The 17,180-nt window shown below is 57.7% G+C and carries 11 protein-coding genes; 4 read left to right on the top strand and 7 right to left on the bottom strand.

The genetic code is table 11. The features are described from left to right. Nucleotides 1–56: 56 nt before the first annotated feature. Entirely contained in the window at nt 57–512 is a 456-nt protein-coding gene (locus RDV48_27640) for a cyclic nucleotide-binding domain-containing protein (protein ID MDQ7826607.1), read from the bottom strand. A 274-nt stretch (nt 513–786) separates the two neighbouring features. On the opposite strand from RDV48_27640, the gene RDV48_27635 reads away from it, so the two are divergent. Beyond that, nucleotides 787–972: a hypothetical protein gene (locus tag RDV48_27635; protein ID MDQ7826606.1), complete on the top strand. Its 186-nt coding sequence runs from the start codon at nt 787–789 to the stop codon at nt 970–972. Here RDV48_27635 and RDV48_27630 read toward each other — a convergent pair. Together RDV48_27630 and RDV48_27625 are read right to left on the bottom strand one after the other, a co-directional pair. Then, nucleotides 947–3,385 carry a sialidase family protein gene (locus tag RDV48_27630; GenBank protein ID MDQ7826605.1) on the bottom strand — a complete coding sequence of 813 codons (2,439 nt, stop codon included), beginning with the start codon at nt 3,383–3,385 and terminating at the stop codon, nt 947–949. The genes RDV48_27635 and RDV48_27630 overlap by 26 nt on opposite strands. Before the next feature lie 238 nt (nt 3,386–3,623). After that, nucleotides 3,624–4,445, bottom strand: coding sequence for a hypothetical protein (locus RDV48_27625; GenBank protein ID MDQ7826604.1), 822 nt, complete (start codon nt 4,443–4,445; stop codon nt 3,624–3,626). Nucleotides 4,446–4,849: 404 nt separating this feature from the next. Between RDV48_27625 and RDV48_27620 the strand changes: the two genes are divergently transcribed. Together RDV48_27620 and RDV48_27615 are read left to right on the top strand one after the other, a co-directional pair. Further along, nucleotides 4,850–7,129 carry an FHIPEP family type III secretion protein gene (locus RDV48_27620; protein MDQ7826603.1) on the top strand — a complete coding sequence of 760 codons (2,280 nt, stop codon included), beginning with the start codon at nt 4,850–4,852 and terminating at the stop codon, nt 7,127–7,129. Nucleotides 7,130–7,289: 160 nt separating this feature from the next. Further along, a complete protein-coding gene (locus RDV48_27615) occupies nt 7,290–8,183 on the top strand; it encodes a YiiX/YebB-like N1pC/P60 family cysteine hydrolase (GenBank protein MDQ7826602.1) in 894 nt (297 codons plus the stop codon). 77 nt (nt 8,184–8,260) lie between these two features. On the opposite strand, the gene RDV48_27610 is transcribed toward RDV48_27615, so the two are convergent. Then, on the bottom strand, nt 8,261–13,066 hold the full coding sequence (locus RDV48_27610; protein MDQ7826601.1) for an ankyrin repeat domain-containing protein: 4,806 nt from the start codon (nt 13,064–13,066) through the stop codon (nt 8,261–8,263). Between the two features lie 284 nt (nt 13,067–13,350). On the opposite strand from RDV48_27610, the gene RDV48_27605 reads away from it, so the two are divergent. After that, nucleotides 13,351–13,956, top strand: a complete 606-nt coding sequence (locus RDV48_27605; GenBank protein ID MDQ7826600.1) for a hypothetical protein — start codon at nt 13,351–13,353, stop codon at nt 13,954–13,956. A gap of 97 nt (nt 13,957–14,053) precedes the next feature. Here RDV48_27605 and hflC read toward each other — a convergent pair whose 3' ends face one another. Genes hflC through RDV48_27590 form a run of 3 tightly spaced genes read right to left on the bottom strand, consistent with a single transcriptional unit; the run spans nt 14,054 to nt 17,037 of the window. Next, nucleotides 14,054–15,004, bottom strand: a complete 951-nt coding sequence (gene hflC / locus RDV48_27600) for a protease modulator HflC (GenBank protein ID MDQ7826599.1) — start codon at nt 15,002–15,004, stop codon at nt 14,054–14,056. Nucleotide 15,005: 1 nt separating this feature from the next. Continuing rightward, nucleotides 15,006–16,022 carry an FtsH protease activity modulator HflK gene (hflK, locus tag RDV48_27595; GenBank protein MDQ7826598.1) on the bottom strand — a complete coding sequence of 339 codons (1,017 nt, stop codon included), beginning with the start codon at nt 16,020–16,022 and terminating at the stop codon, nt 15,006–15,008. 55 nt (nt 16,023–16,077) lie between these two features. Continuing rightward, nucleotides 16,078–17,037 (bottom strand): serine/threonine-protein kinase, encoded by a 960-nt coding sequence (locus tag RDV48_27590; GenBank protein MDQ7826597.1) that lies wholly within the window; start codon nt 17,035–17,037, stop codon nt 16,078–16,080. Nucleotides 17,038–17,180 lie beyond the last annotated feature (143 nt).

Here is a 17,180-nt window from a genome sequence, read left to right as displayed (position 1 = left end):
GCGCACAGGGCGGGGAGAAGATAGGAACTTTGGTACAATTCCCGGTACCCGGGAAGCTAGAGCTGCTCCCTTATGGTCTTCGCGATGTTGGTATGAGCCTCTCTGAGCCTCCCTGATAGGATTGAAATGACCTGAAGGGAGATTTCGGGATAGACGGTGAGGAGATCTATGAACTCATCCCTCCCGATGGAGAGAAATACGCCGGGCTTCATTACGGTGACTGTGGCGGAGCGGGGCATACCGTCCAGTATGGCCATTTCGCCGAAGCACTCGCCGTCCCCTATAGTCACCTGCATGTCCACGCCGTCGGTGATATCCTTTCTTATGGTCACCTCGCCGCTCACGATGAGATACATCTTGTCTCCCGGGTCGCCCTCCCTGAACACCACGTGGCCCGCGGGGTATTCCACTTCCTGGATTATGTCGGAGAAGCGGGAGATATCCTCGATGAGGAGATTGGTAAAAACTGAAGAGCGCTTGATTGCCTTAATTTTTTCTAATGGATCTATCATAGGTGTTCCCTCCTGTCAATATATTCGGTGATTCTGCCATAAAGCCCCGAGTCCTTCTTTCAACGGACGGGTATTTTCGGCCGGCGCTCTGAGAAGAAGCTTTCGCCCTATGAAAAGCAGAGGGGCCCCGGAGGAAAAGCCGGCAGGGAGGAGATGCTCGCCGAGTCAATCTCGGTGCTCCTCAAGGAGGGCATGAAACATGCGGTGAAGCTCTATGACAGGAAATATGTGGAGTACCTGAAAGAGAAGGTCCTCTCGTAGGAAAGGCCTTGCTATGAGGATAAAAAAGCTTCCCAGTGGCAATCTGCTCGTACCCTGCCGCGCCGAGGGAGAAGAAGGTCTTGTCGGCGACGGGATGAAAGAGGTGGCGCCGGGGACCGGGGAATACAGGGAATGGATCGAATATCTCCGCGAGACCGGCCAGGAGCCCGAGCTTATCGCTGAGCCCCCCCGGGAATAGGCTCTATTCTTCTTCCGCTTCCCTGTCTCCCGCTGCCGGACATGAGAGTGCCCAGCGTCCATGCGCCGCGGCCCAGCGTGCCGACAAGGAGCACATCGCTTCCCTGATAATAGTGAAGGTCCATCGCCACTGTCCCGGGAAGGCCCCCGCCGACACGGAACCATGCGCCGGGACTGCTTGTCAGCGAGGCATAGACCCCCCCCACTCCTCCCGCCACGACGGCTGAAGGTCCCTCCTGTGCAGGGATGATCGCCACCGTCTGCAGCCCTGTGAGGGGAAGATCGCCGGTGATATCGCTCCACGTCTGGCCGGCATCGCCGGTCTGGTACACATGGGAGGCATCCAGGACAACCGCCTTGCCCCAGTCTGAGGGATCGACGGTGATGGCGGCAATGTCACCGCCTGGATAACCGCCAAGCCGTGTGAGTGCCTGCCCGGGAGCGGTCCGCAGGAAGAGAGAGCTGCCGGCCCCTGCATAGATGAGATCGGCATTGGCCAGCCCTCTGCGCATTCCGCCGTAGACGAGGGGATCACCATAGGTCGTGCCCCCGCAGGGAGCACCCAAGGCCGCAAGGAGCGCCAGGTTATCGCCGCGGTCAAAAGACTCATAAAGGTTTGACGAGGCGATGAGGAGCCTTGAAGGCTCTACGGTGTTCAGCGTGAGGGGGGAATAAAACTGCAGGCCTGGATCATATGCAGAGAGGCTCATGCCGCCCGTTCCTTCCACGATGAGAGCCGGGATCTCTGTCTTTACCACCGCGTTTCCGGCATCGATAAAACGCCGTTCCAGTCCGATAAGGTACTGCGTGCTGGTGTAGCGGATGGAAAGGCTTCCCTGGCTTTCATCGACGGCGACATTCCCGCCGTCATCCTGCTGGGCGCTCCGCCAGAGGAGCCCTCCGGCGAGGAGCTGCTCAGGCGTGCCGATATCCTGTGTGCCTCCCAGGATTGTCTGCGTCACTGAATCGAGGGCCACGGAATGAAACTCCGTCACCATGAGGCTCCCCGCGCCAATGAGACTGCTCCAGGCGCCCTGCGAGCTGGAGGGGCTGCTGCGCCTGTAAATACCGCCGTCATCAGTCTCGATGAGATCCCCTGCAGCGTCGAAGGCGATGCAGCGCGAGTCCGCATGAGGCGCCGTGGGCTCGCCGCCCGGCGGCCGGGCATAGTTGTCGGTCAGCGGTGTCCAGGGCGAGGAGGCAGCCTGCGATGCGTCAGCCCTGAAAAGGCGGCCGGTGTAATTCACGGAGCCGATGGAGTTGGGCCACTGAGGCACGGCCAGGACGTCGCCGTCACCGGAAGGCTGGCAATCACCGCCTGCATAGAGAAGATTCGGATCTTTCACATCGGCCCCCATGCCGAAATGCACAAGCCCGGACCCGTTGTCCGTTTCTGTGATGATCCCTATCACGATGCCGTTTTCCACCGTTGTCGGTACTCCAAGAGAGAGCCAGGACACCCCGGCATCGGAGGAGCGGAAAAAGCCTGCGGCGGCGCCGTTACGGACGACACCCACCCATACGACATTGTTTCCCGTGCTGTTATGAAGGGAGATCTTCACGTTGTCGGTCAATGCATCAAAGACCGGGGAGAGCGCCGGTGTCGTGACATTTACCCAGTGTGCGCCGTCGTCGTCACTCCTGAAAATTCCCGCGCTGATGACCCCGGCGTAGTAGCGCCCCGGATTCGCGGGATCCGATGCCACGGCCTGCACCGCGCCGGTGGGGAGGCCGCTTGAGGCTGAACCGCTGAGAAGGGAAAAGGTGCTCCCGCCGTCAATGCTCCTGTACAGGCCGGGACCTGTCCCTGCCTGATTTGCCGCCACGAGCATCACTGCGCCGTGCACCGCGAGCGAGGCGATATTGCGGCCGCTCAGGTCAGCGCGGCCGAGAGGCTTCCATGTCGCGCCGCCATCGGTGGTGATAAGGAGGCCGTCCAGGGGGCCTCCCAGCCCGGGCAGATAGCCTGATGAATTTGCCTGTGTCCGTCGAAAAGCGCTGAAATGGCCGAACCCGGCGACAAGCGTGCTGTATGAGGCGTCGGCACTGTCGAACTGAAGGTCACCGATGGAGAGCGACGACTGGCTGTCGGTGAGAGGAACCCATGAAGGCCCTTCAGGACTTGTGGCATTATCGGTCCGCCATATGCCCCCGTTCACTGCCCCGATGTAGAGAATATCCCTGGTGCCGGGATGGGGAGCGACGACACGAATGGCTCCCACATCAGGATTTCCCTGCGAGGCTATCGTTACCTGCCCCTTGTCCGCGATGCCGGGTCCATGGGCCTGCCAGGGGTTTTTACGGAGGTGCCCGATGTCAATTGCAGTGCCTCCCCCTCCCGTCAGGAACCCTTCAGAAGAAACGCCTCCTCCCGAACAGCCTGAAAGCACGCCCGTAACGAGAAGGACGAGCACAAGAGCGGGAAGCGCACCTCGAAAGAAATAAGAAATTCTCATTGAATGAACGGGCTTTCCGGCCAACCTCATCACTCCCCTTTGCAGAATTGCAGGACAATATTCCCCATTCTAGCAGAAAGAAGGCCTGGATGCAAATGGAGGGAGAAACGGCCGGTTCAGTGCCGGGGACCTGCCTTCCAGGATAACCAAAAAGCCCCGGGAAGGGGCTTTTTTATTGCGGTATTACGCCTGAGAGCTACTTCAGGTAGTTGAGGGCCCTCGTGAGGTAGCCTTTCACGCCGTCAAGAGTGCCCTCGCTCCCCCTGGCGCTGAGCCAGCCGTCCATGATACCGTCGCGGGCCCCTGTCTTGAGCTCCTTGAGGTCCTTGGAGAAGCGCCCCACATCGGTCTCTGTGGTATCGCGCTCCACGATGTCAAGTATGGGGACCATCTCCTTGAGGCTCTCCTTGCCATTCCCGAAGGCTTTTCCGGACATCCTGAGGTCCCTGTTGGTGTCACTCATCCAGGTCTTGCCGTTCTCAAGCTCCCAGAGGGCTCCCTGGATCGACATCTTCTGGCGGTCCTTCACCTTCTTAAGGAGCGCCATCGCATCGTCAATATTTTTCTCTATGGGCGCGAGATCGGCTTTCGCCTGGTTGAGACTCCCCTCGGCCTTGGTCACGCCCTCCGCCGCTTCATTGCCGGCAGCTCGCACGGCTTTCCCCTCGCCGCTCACATCCTTCTTGCAGCCCTCCACAAGGGTGTCCAGGTTGATGGCCTTGAAATGGGGCTCCATTTTTTCAAGGCCGTCCTGGGTGACCTTGCCCGTGTCAACGGTGTCCTTGATATCGGGCTTTGCGTCCTCAAGGCTCTTGAGGGATTTTGTCAGGAGCTCCTTTGCCGCCTGGATGTTGGCGGCATCGCGGGCTATCCTGTCAGCGGCCTTCGCATCCGGCGTCGAAGCCACAAATGAATCACCCTGGGTCTCAGGCTGTGCTTCGCGCTGTACCGGCGCCCCTGCGGCCCTGTCTGGTACATTGAACATTCCCCCCGTGTTTTGAATCGTTCCATCTGGCATGTGCCCATCTCCTTTACCCGGAAAATCTGTACATCTTATTATAGTCCTTCCCTGCCGGCGTGGCAAGAAGCTATTTGTAAGGAAAATGTTACCAGATCGCCACAAGGCCCCGGGAAAGGATCGCCTGGAGATCCCTATTTGCTTAGAATTTCGTGAAATTGTTACAATTTCGTAACAATTTCGTAACGTAGCTGTGGCACAATAAAGGTAAGGAATATGCCGGAGGGATGGCTATAAATAAGCTTTACCGCCTTATTTCAACTTGCCCTTCAAGTTACCGCGCCGCCTTTCAATCACGTCCTCCATGAATGCGCATCTCTGTGGTCTTTTTCAGTTCATGAGCATGCCTCAATGACTCGCCGCAAAGACTCTCAATGGGCACAATCACTGCGCACAGGAGGATCATGAAGATGAACATCGGCGACAATCCTTTCGATACTTACAAAAAAGCCCCTCTTTCCTTTTGCATGCTGAAAGGCATAAGCATGCCCCTCGTGCTGGTCCTGCTTCTCGTCACGCTTCCCTTGAGAACCCTTGACATCCTCCTCGCAGTGAACTTCTGCCTGGCGGTGGCGATGATTGCAGGGGCCCGCCTCATCTCTGATCCTTTAAGGTTCAAAATCTTTCCCGCTTTCATGAGGGCAGTAATCCCCGTGAGGTTCGCCCTTACCGTCGCTGCGGCAAGGGCATTCATCGAGTGGTCCGGCACACCCCTGGAATTCGCGGCAATGGGCCCTGGCAAGGTCATACCGGCCTTTGGCAATGCCCTGGCAGGCGGGAACGCCACCGAAGGAGCGTTTGTCCTCGCCATCCTTGTGATTCTCACGGTATCAGTCTTCGAGGGCCTCAGAAAAAAACTCTCCCTCCCCGACGAGACAAACCTTTATGAAGAGTCTCTCCCCGGCGAGAGCCCGGAGGCCTTTGAAGGGAAAAACAGCCGCAACTGGAAGAGGTACGAGTTTTACAACGACATCCACTACGCCTCCGTGCAGGCCCGCCTCGAGTTCAGCGCATCCCTTGTCGTGACATGCATCGCCCTGGGCATCTCCCGCAGCTTTCCCCACTGCCTGGCCATCCTGAACGGCTTCATGGTGCTGATTATGCTTCCCTGCTTTCTTCAGGGGCTTGCCCTTGATCTTCTCTTCACGACAGCGGCGTCACGGGACAGGCTCAGGAGCGCCGAGTCCCTCCTTCCCCAATCCATGGCTTTTTACTCCGCATCGGTCCTCTTGGCGCTCCTGGGATTCCTGGAGCTCCTTGGACTGCTGCGCCATCCTTCAATCCCTTACTTTCTTCTCGCCGAGCTTCTCGCCATTGCGGGGAAATTCACCGAACGCCACTGGCTCCCGCTCTTGAAAGACGGAGCAGCAGCCCCCGCCGGGGACGCTTCTGCTGCTGGTACAGGTTTGAGCAGGCATTCCTTCATATCGTTGAATGTGATCATGGCTGCGCTCACGCGAGGGAAGGCCTCCGCCAAGAAAGATCAGCGAAACGAGCCGGCCCGTAAAGAGGACACTTCAAAGAAGCCTTCAGGCACGGCGGGACAGGAGGGAGCAGCTCCTGCAAAGTCCAGGGAGAGTCTCACGGAAAAAAGCAACAAATCACTGCAGAGCGCCGCTGAGCTCCTCGAGGTGGACCCCATCTGCATCTGTGTGGGCCGCAGCCTCCTCTGCCTGGTGGATCCCAACCAGGGCGCCAAGCTCCTTGAGCGAATGACCGCCACACGCCGCCACATGGCACTCGATCTGGGCATTGTGCTCCCTGGCGTAAGATTCAGGGACGATCTCCAACTCCCACCCGATGGCTATGTCATAAAAATCAAGGAAACCACCGTGGCCACGGGATCAGTGAAACCTGGACAGCTCCTGGCCATAGGCCCCGAGGAAAAGTGCCACAACCTCAGGGGAACCATGGTCAATGACCCTGTCTTCGGCATGCCCGGCGTATGGATAAGCCCGGAACAACGGGGCGATGCTGAGCGCTTGGGCCTGATGGTCTTCGAGCCTGTAAGCGTAGTGGCAACTCATATTACCATGATGGCGCGGCGCCACGCAGGGGACCTGGTGGGCTACCAGGAGATGAAGGCTCTTCTTGACACGCTCAAGAAAAAGCACCCGGAAGTAGTGAATTCCCTTATCCCCGATGAAATCAGCATAAGGGAATTGAGAGGGGTCTGTGTGAGGCTTCTTGCAGAAGGAGTCTCCATCAGGGACCTCAGCACCATTCTAGAAATAATCAGCGATTCCATTGTGAGAACGAAAGACCTTGACGAGCTCACGGAGCTGGTGAGGAAAAGCCTTGGAAGGGCCCTCTGCACCCCCCTTGCCTACGAGGGAATGCTGGCGGTCATCACGCTTGACCACGAGGTTTCGGGCCTCATCGAAGGATCGCTCCGGCACTGCGAAGACGGCGTGGCGCTTACCCTCAAACCCCATACGGGCCTTGAGTTCCTGAAACTTCTCAGGCAGGCCATGGAGCGCCTGATGCTTGAAGGTTTTCGCCCCGTGCTCCTCTGCGCCCCCTCCATCAGGCCCTCCCTTGCGCGCCTCACGCGGGGAGTCTTCCCTGACCTCTCGGTCCTTTCGTTCCAGGAGGTGCCGCCTGATATGCGGATATCAGTTGTCACCACCATTACAGCATGGTCTTCTGAAATCGTGGAGCTTGAGCTCCAGGAAGCCTCGTGAGCAACGGGACTTTCCCTGGCCATTCCGGGTCTTCCCAGACCTGGGTTTGATTTTATTTCAAATTATTAACTTTTGGAAACTATGAGCAGAAATGCCTCCTGTAGGATATAATAAGATCCGCCAGGATATGAGATTCTAAAGGTTGTTGAGGAGGTAGGCAATGGAGATAGGAAGCACCGGTACAAACCCATATAGAGGCATGCCGAGAGAACAGGGCCAGGTACGGGAACAGGAACCCCAGGTGAAGGACACCTTTGAGCGGCAGAAGCCTTCAGATGAGCCTTCGGGGAACGGCAACTGGTTCACCACGCTCCTCTCCCTGAGGATCCCGAGCACCACCGAGAAGATGTCCGACGAGCGCCGCGACAAGATATGCTCAGTCATCCAGCCGGGCGACATCATCCTGGAGACCAACAATCCCTACCCCGGCTGGCAGGTCTTTGAAAAAGTCACCCTTGACTCCGACTATACCCACGCTGCCATGTACGAAGGCGACGGGAAGTTCATAGAAGCCACCACCGGCGATCCCTCGGGGAAGGGCGTCGTGAGGACCGACCTGCGCGAGTATCTCCAGGGCCAGCTTCTCATCGAGGTAATCAGGCCCCCCTACAAGACCCCCGAGGACCGCCAGGCCGCCGTTGACTACCTGCGCAGCCAGCTGGGAAAACCTTATGACTCCGCCTTTGATCTCAGCGAGGACAAGGCTCATTACTGCGCCGAGATAGTCTACCGTGCCCTCCAGAATATCCCCAACAAGATAGAAGCGCCCCTCAAGAATTTCATGGGCAGGCCGGCGGCGGCCCCTGCGAGCTTCCAGGACATCAAGGGAGCTGAGACAGTTTATTCGGACAAATCCAGCTTCTGGAAAAACATGGCATCCCATTACCCTGTGCTGATGGGAGCAGCAACCGGCGCCGCTGCAGGAGCCATGTTCGCCGGCCCCATCGGCGCCACGGCGGGATTTCTTGGAGGCCTTCTTCTGACCAGCCTCGTGGGAAACAAGATACAGACGGGGCATTTCAACCTTATGGGAGACAGCAAGTCCGATCTTTAACAGATAAGAATCATTGCAGCCGGAAAAGCGTGAACGGTGCTCCGCCAGGGCAGAGCGCCGTTCTTCATTGAAAAAGCTCAGCGCCTGACAGCCAGGAAAAGGCCCTGGGCCTTGAGCTTTTCCTCGTCATACATGTTCTGCAGCACGGCCATTCCTGAGAGCGGCACGCCGCCTGTCTCCTGTACCGCCCTGCATGGTATGCGAAGGAGGCTCGAGCCCTCGAAATCACGCTGGAACACCTGGAGGCGCGCCCCGCCCTCCTCGGCGGCGATGCATGGGGGAAGCACGATGTGAGTCATCAGCCCTGCCTCATAGGCGCCTGCATCTATCACAAGGTCGAGCCTCTCGCCAAGGAAAGCCTCTCTTACGCTCTGGCCGTTGCGCTCAAACCTCGCGGGAAAGCCGAATGCGAAAGCCCACGGGGGGATCTCCCGCTCGGAAACCATATCCACCAGTATCTGTACCTGGCCGTCAAAGCATGTGATCTTGCGGGGGAAGCCCTCTGCAATTATCTTCTGCGCCCTGTCGCATGTGAGGAGCTCGCCGCCGTCAAGTGAGACGTGGCCTTTCCCGAAGAGGCCGTATGCCCTGGCGCATGCAAGAAGAGGAATGAGAGCGGCGCTGTCCAGGGAGCTGTAAAGCCTTCCTCCCTCCCTCATCTGGCTTCCTATCCAGTCCAGGGTGCCCACAAGCTCCACGAAGCGCTCATTGCGCTGCTCCTCGCAGGCCATCAGCACCGCCGCCGCATAGCACGTCTCAGAGCGCACTTCCACCATGGATCCGGAGCTTTTCACCACACCGTACCTCAGGCCGCCCTGCTCTTCCACGGACCAGCGGCCAAGCACGTACTCGATGGCCTCCTCCTTCCTCTCACTGAAGGAGTGATAGGCGTTGCGGCACGACCATATATCTTGCTCCGAGGGAAGCCCATAGACGCGTGAAGCCTTGGAAGCAAGCCTGTCGATGCGCTCCATCGCCTTATAGAAGTCCCTGTGCTCCGGCGGTCTCAGGCCAAGGACACTCCGCAGGGGCTTCACCCCTGAAAGATGCAGATAGGCATGATTTCCCAGGATGAAATCCGGGAAAGGCATAAGGGGGTACATGGCAAATCCCGAGCCTCTCCACATGCTTTCCAGGCGGCTTATCCCCCTGTTTATGGAGCCCAGGGCATTGAAGCGGTCGCCGCCTCCGCCGCCTGAGGCATAGGCAAGCACGGCCCCCGTCAAGGCTGCCGACGTCTGCTCGCAGCACATCCAGGCATAGTCAGCCACTGCCTGCCCGCAGTTCCTGAAGACCTCCTCGGGGTCCGCCACGAAAGCGACTTCAAAGATATGGGAGCCCTGCTCCATCTCGAAGTTCTGGCCTTCCCTCAGCACCACCAGGCGCCTGGCACGCTCCGATATGGTCCTCGAAGGCCTGATGACAAACTCTTCCCGAAGGCTCCCTCCATTGTTTCCCACAGAAACTCGGTACTTTCCCGGCGCGAGAGGGAGGCGGACTTCCCGGACCATGGCGCCGCCGCATTTCACCGTGGCGCCCACAGGGCTTCCATCTGCCATGGTAACCTGCACAGGCTTCCCGTCGCGGAGCACCTCCAGGGCCACCTCGGCTGCAAATGATGAGATCCCAAGGGTCGCCGTCACGGCTCCGCAGTCACCGGGGTCCATGAAGGAAGGGATCGTATCGGTGTAAAGCTCCGTTTCGCGGCGGGCATGAAAGCTCGCCCTGTGGGATGCCCAGCCAAGGCAGGCCCTATCGACGGCGAAAAGCTCCACCGAGTAAGTCGCCGGGGCAGAAGGCACAGGGACCACCACTTCAGCCTTCCCGTTTCTTGTCTCTATGAGAGCCGTCACCAGGGTGTCATGGCGCTCAATGGTCTCGACCCTTCCGCCGAGGGAGCTGCAGTCCCTGTCCCTGTGAGGACTGGGGGTGCCGCCGCTTCTCCCCATCAGGTCGCAGAGCGCCGTCCCGCCTTCGGCTAAGATGCCCAGCGGATTGAAGCCGAACTTCTTGCGCTCGCAGGGTAGAAGGTCCACTCTTATGGTACCGCCCCCGCCGCTGCCGGGGATATACTGCCCTCCTGTATTGCGGTTCAATGATGAAACGAAAGATGAGATGGCTATTGCACCGAATATGAGGGGCATGGCTGCAACACCAAGGGGTATGGCAAGGGGAATCCCCAGCACGAGTGCCGCCACCCTGAGGCCTTTCACAATCTTCTTCCGCAGGGTGAAAGCGTCCTTGAGCACGAAGATCCCATCCAGGTAAGAGTCGGAAAATTTTCCCGCCTCTCTGCCCTTGAGCCTGCGGAGCTCTTCAGTGATATTGTCGATCCTTGCCGAGGCCCCTGCCCCTTCAAGCCCCCCACCGCCATGGAGGCGGATGTCGCGCACTATGACGGCCACCGGAACGGGGTATGCCGCAGTGCTTGTAATGGCAAGCTTGAAGGTATCGCCGGCCCTCACAAAAGGCGGGACCTGGCACGAAACCTTCAGCTCGGAGGGCTTGAGAAGGGGAAAGACCTGCTCGCTCCACCTGCCGCCTGAAATGCTGCCCGCCGCCAAAAAGCCGTATCCGCACCTGTCAGGCATCTCAAGGGCAAGCTCCTGGCCTTCCCTTACCCCATGGTATTTCTGCACCAGGGGCTCTCTTTCGGGAAAGAATGCAGTGAGCGCCACCATGTCAAGGTCCCTCTGTGCGACAAGGTGAGCCTTGTGAAGGCCTGTTGCCATAAGCCTCAATGCCTGTGATTCTTCTCCGGGGCATGAGACATGCACGCCTGCCGCCGGGCGGCTCTCTTCGTGGGGAGCTGCCATTACCTTTACACCTGGTGTGCCTTCGACCTCCTCGTCTCCCGGGAGCACAAGCTCTGCTGAGTGCTCGCACCCATCCTGCCATGAGATTCTCATGACCCTGGTGCCGAATTCATCAAGGGGGATTCTTATCCTGACAAGGCTCTCCTCATCGGTGGCAAGGCGAAGGGGCGGAAGGGATGGCAGGCCAGAGCGCGGGATTTCAGCATTTATTTCCGTTCCCCTGGGGAGAGGCGCACCGTAGAGGTACAGGCCTGCGGTGCCGATCCAGTGGCCATGCTCCACGCGGGGCCCATCGACCCACTCGGCATGGGCTGCCGAGCGGCTGAACTCCCCTACAGTGAAGCTGCATGTGGCTTTATTATTATTCCAGCTCACGGAAGCTTTGTAATGCCCCTGGGGGAGCTTCTCCCAGCCTGCCAGGCCAAGCCCGTGGCGCAGGTGCACCCTGCGGTGCGAGCCCGGCACCTCCTCGCTTCCCGAAAAAAGGCGGACTTCGGCTTTCCCGGAAGCCGCGGAGGTTGCCGTCATACAGAGGACAAAAAGGGAGATCTTTTCGCCGGCCTTGTACACAAGCCTGTCTGTAGCCGCGACAGCCAGAGGCAGAAAATGGGGAGCCTGCCTCTTGAAAGCCTCGAGATGAAGCTCAAGGCCCATGCTCCCTCCCTGGTTTCTCCCGAAACGGGCAACAATATCGGGTGATCCTTTGAAGCCGAGATGCCGGAGGAAGGGCCCGTCGGCGGCTTTGCTTCCGCGGCAGAAAGTAAAATAGCGCCCTATGTGAATCTCTTCATTGTAGTCAGCAGGATTGACGGCATCGGCAAAAGGATTCACCCTGGCGACCATGGAGCCTGCAGGGGCATCAGGGCGGACCATCGCCCCCCTTGCTCCGGGGAGAAAGATCCGGTAATCCTGCCTGTCGCTCCAGCAGAGCCCGTGAAACTGCGCGGCAAGAGTATCGTTCAGCATGTCAAGGAGAACGCGGCAGCTCACATGGGAAAAGGCATTCATCACTATGGGGCCTGCCTGGGATCCCTCGCCCACCACAAATCCCAGGCGGTAGCATGAGAGCTCCCGGAAGATCGCCTGAAGACTCCTGTGGCCTTCCCTGAGGGCGAGATCTGCAGGTGTCTTTTTATTCCTGTCTTTTTCAAGGTGGGCTGCCCCTTCCTTCAGGAGCATCCTCACTATGGCGGTATGGCCCGCTTCTGCGGCATAATGGAGGGGAGTCCTGCCACCCGAGTCCCTGATATCAAGTGCTGTCCTGCCCTGGTATGAGATTGCCCGCTTGATCAGAATGGCGGCACTCTCCATATTACCCATCCCTGCAGCCAGGTGCAGGGGAGTTCTCCCGTAGCTGTCAGTCGTCGTCGAAAGGTAAGGATACCATTCAAGCATTTTCAGCATCTCTGTCCTGCTCTCTCTCACCGCGTGATGACTGGGGCTCATGCCCTCAGGGTCTCTTCCCCGGAAATTGTTCCCCACCAGGAGAAACCCTTGTAATGCGCGGTAATCGCCGGCCTTGATTGCCTCCCTGACAGTGGGATAGTTCAGCATGGGAAAGCGGTCTTTCAGGTAGCAGACAACCGCCTCATGGCCGTTCTGCTCCGCCATGACCAGGGGCGACATCCCTGAGCGGTCAAGGGCAGTGACAGAAGCGCCCTGGGAGACAAGGTACTTCACCATGGCCAGGTGCCCCCTGGCGGCAGCCAGATGAAGGGGCGTCATACCCCGCTTGTCGGTGTCATTTATCCAGACTCCACGGGAGACAAGAACCCTGGCCAGCTTCAAAAGGTTCAGCTCGGCCGCGTGGTGAAGGGCTGTCCTGCCCGATTCATCCTTGTCGAAACGGGTAATGGCCCTGGAGAGCGCGATGGCCGTCTTTTCACTTCCAAGCCTTACCGCATAGAAGAAAGGGGTGAGGCCCGTCCGCGTATCTCTCAAGTTCCTGAAATATTGAGAATATGAGCCGCTCATCAGAATCCGGGAATACTCTGCATCGAAATACCATTTCACGGCCCTCACGTCGCCCCTCTTGATGGCTTCGAAGACTTGCTGGCTTTCATTCATAGATGACACCACCTTTATGATTTTAATATTTATGATTTTCTTCATACTTATTATATATGATTTTAATCATAAATGTCAAGAGGGAAATCTGGACGGTGTGCTCTTTTTTCTCGTTAAAAATAGAAAAGAGACCTCAAAACAGCTGTATGCCCCTGCCCCTTTTCGTGCGGGAAAGGCATTTTGTACGATAGTTCCTCGCACAACTTCCCGGAGTGGTATATAATGTTTCTGCAGGGACAAACATTGTTCCGGATGCTTATCAAAATGCAAGGAGTGTGACTGCGGTGAAATCTATTGCACTTTTCATGCTCGCGGTGTGTGTGCTGCTCCTGCCGGCCTCATCTCAAATCCCGGCGCAGGAGAGCCTTTCCGGCACGATGGTTGCCCAGAAGGCAGGCTTGAGCTTAGATGAGTTCAGGAAACTCTGGGATGCCGAGGGGAAAAGCCCTGAGGGCTCCGTAAGGTGCCTGCTCATCGCGGTACTTGAGACCGTGAAGGAGCAGAATCCCGACGGCCTGAAGATGTGGGGCATGGCTCTTCCCAAGGACACTCTCGACGGGAGCGGCGAACCGGGCCGGGGCCACGTGAGCTTCATCCTCACCCAGTTCGGGCGCCAGGTCCAGGGCACAGGCTTCAGGGGAGGCATTGCCGCTTCCTACCTGGGCGGGAGCCCGCATAACGGCTATGCTTATTCATACAGCGCCACTCCTGTAGTCACTGAGAGGCGCCAGGGCAGCAGCCCCGACGAAGTGACTCTCTTCGTGAGAAGCGGCGGCAAGGACAACCCGAGCCCGGTGACGCTGAAGAAAAACAAGGACGGCTATTGGAAGATATTCAATTACTCCTCGCTCTACACGGGGGTAAAGCCCATAGACACCAGGGACTTCTAAGAGGATAGCTCATTCGTTTCTTACCGCAAAAGGACAGGGGACATTCTCCCGTGGCACAGACAGAATCCTGTCGGCCGGGAGAAAGCCCCTGGCCGCTTTACCTTGTGATTCTTGACGAGTCCAGGAGCTGCAGCAGCTCGCCTTCGCTTGACAGAAACAGGGTGGTGCCTGAAGAGATGGTCTTCTCATAGGTCTCCATGGTCTTCAGGAACGCGTAAAACTCGGGGTCGGCGTTGTAGGCCGAGGCGTAGATCTTAGTGGACTCGGCTTCGGCCCCGCCCATGATCTCCTGGGACTTCCTGTAGGCCTCGGAGTCAATCCTCTTCTTCTCCCTTTCAAGCTGCCCCAGGATCCTGGCCTTCTCGCCCTCGCCCTCGGAGCGGTATTTCTCGGCGATCCTGTTCCTCTCGGAGATCATTCTCATATAGACCTTCTTCTGAACCGATTCCACATAGTTGATCCTTGTTATCTTCACGTCGATGAGCTCAATCCCGTATTCAGGAGTGAGCTTTCTTGCCGTCTCCAGGATGGAGGCGGTGATCTGGCTCCGCCCGATGTCGGACTTCTGAAAGTCCTCCTCATTTTCCCTGTTGAGGTCCTCCATGCCCTCGCTGAACTGGAGCTTCCTGTTGGTGTTCCTCACCACGTCAATGAGGCTGTTCTTGGTGATATGATCGCGCGATGCGGCGTCTATCACGTCGTCAAGCCTTGAATGGGCGCCGTTCTCATCCTTCACGGTCTGCAGGAACTTGAGGGGATCCTTGATTCTCCAGCGGGCCGTCGTGTCAACCCAGATGAACTTCTTGTCCCTGGTGGGTATTTCGTTGGGATTCCCGTCCCATTCCATGATCCGCTTGTCAAAATAGTGAATCTCCTGGATAAGAGGCACCTTGAAGTAAAGGCCCGGCTTCATGATGGTGCCGCCGACGGGCTGGCCGAACTGGGTCCTCACGGCATCCTGGGTCTGGTCCACCACGAAGAAGCAGGCCATCATGCAAAGGATTGCAAGGCCCGCCACTATGAGAAAGAGAGCCGATGAAGCCTTCATGCTACTTCACCTCCTTCTGATAAGGCTCAGCAGGAAAGAGGGGGATGACTGACCGGGCCTCCTTGTCGATTATATAGACTTTCCCGGCGTTCTTGAGGATCTTTTCCATCTCCTCGAGATAGAGGCGCTTCCTGGTGACCTGCGGAGCTTTTCTATACTCGTTATAGAGCTTGATAAACCTTGCGGCATCGCCCTTCGCCCTGTTGATCCTCTCGGTGGCGAAGCCCTCGGCCTCCTGGATGGTTTTCTTCTTCTCGCCCTCGCACTTGGGGATCACCGTGTTGTAATCCTTCCAGGCTTCGTTGATAAGCCTCTCCTTATCCTGCTTCGCCTCGTTCACGTCGTTGAAGGAGGGCTTCACCGGCTCAGGTGGCGTCACGTCCTGGAGCTTCACGGTGATGATCTCGACGCCCATCTGATAATGGTTGAATATCTCCTGGAGCTTCACCTGCACGTCGTTCTCTATCTCCATCCTGCCCACGGTGAACACCTCGTCAACGGAGCGGTCGCCAACGACCTCGCGCATCATGGATTCCGAGAGGTCCCTTATGGTCTTTTTAGGATTCCTGATGTTGAAAAGATATTGGACAGGGTCCTTGATCTTGTACTGCACAATCCATTCCACTATGGCGGAATTGAGATCTCCCGTGAGCATGAGGGCCTCTTCCATGACCACGCCGGGCTCAAACTCAGAGCGTATTCCTGACCTGCGGGTCCTGAAGCCGAACTCCTCCTTGTAGATCCTCTGGATCTTCACCTTGGTGAGGGTGTCGATGTTGAAAGGAAGCTTGAAATGAAAGCCCGGACCCGTCGTGGCGATATACCTCCCGAACCTTTTCACGACGCCCACCTCTTCGGGCTGCACGGTATAAAAGCATGTCATGACAAGCAGTAACGAGATAAACATCACCACCAGAAGAACGGCATGGGGTGCAAGCTGCTGGAGGGCCGTGCGTGCCTTCTTCGGCGCCACATGCTTCTGTTCATGGTTTTCATCGTGATCGTGCTGTTTTGTCATTTCTTCTCCTCCTTTCCCTTGGCGATACTTTGATAAAATAAGCCTTTCCCTCTGTTCACTTTTCAGTCTTTCTCCTCCTGAGCTCCCTCACAGCCCATACGAACCCATATGCCAGGAGGCATATGAGGACGGTATAAAAGGCCGATACCCTCAGCTCGGCGGTGCAGACTGCAAAAAGCACCACTGCGGCAAGCATCAGGGGAAGCCCCGCCAGGGCAGGAGCTGAAGACTTTCTGTGGCGGGCTTCCAGGGCCTGCCTGAACTCCTGGATTGACTGGAACCGCTCGGCGGGGTCCTGCCTCATCGCCCTTTTCACCAGGCTCGCCACGAAAGGGGAATGCCTTGTCCCCGGGGGAAGCTCCAGGTTGAATCTGTCCTCGGGAGGGTGAATACCGGTGAGCATGAAATAGAGGCAGGCTCCCAGGGCGTAAAGATCTGTCCTGGCGTCGGTCTGGCCCTTTCCGTACTGCTCGGGAGGGGCATAGCCGGGAGTCCCTGCATAGACGGTGTCCTTCTTCTGCCCCGCCTTATAAAACCTCGCGATGCCGAAATCAACGAGTTTCAGGGAGCCGTCGCGGGTGACGATGATATTCTGGGGCTTCAAATCGCGGTATATGATGCCATGGCCGTGGAGATACTCAAGCGCATCAAGAAGCTGCACCACGTACTTTGCTGCCGTCTCTTCCTGTATGCCGCCTTCCCGGCTCCCCAGGGCCTCAAGGGTCTCGCCCTCTATCCATTCCTCGACAAGGTAAGCTTTCCCGCCGTCAATGAAAAAGTCTATCACGGCAGGAAAAGCGCCGTGTGAGAACTCGGCGAGCATGACGGCCTCGGCCTGAAACTGGCGGAACTCAGGGCTCTCATGGGAAATGGCGCCCTGGCACTTGAGCTCCTTGAGGGCCCAGCACTTCTTGAGGCGCTCGTCGCGCACCCTGTAAAGGTAGCTCATCCCGCCCTCGGCGTGGAGGGCGGTGATACGGTAGCGCTCCTGGAGAATATCTCCCTCTTTGTGCATATGCTCCCCCTGCGGCAAAGATACCACTGGACCTGGAGACAGCATTTCTATTATAGCATATCGGTCAGGAATATGCTAAGGGTTCTTATGAGAGCCCTGCATAACTCGCAATGAAAATGCCTGTGGGAGATTGTGGACACAAC

It is taken from the genome of Candidatus Eremiobacterota bacterium, assembly GCA_031082125.1.
Taxonomy (GTDB): Bacteria; Vulcanimicrobiota; CADAWZ01; order CADAWZ01; family Ess09-12; genus Ess09-12.
This window is presented reverse-complemented; position numbering and strand designations above follow the sequence as displayed.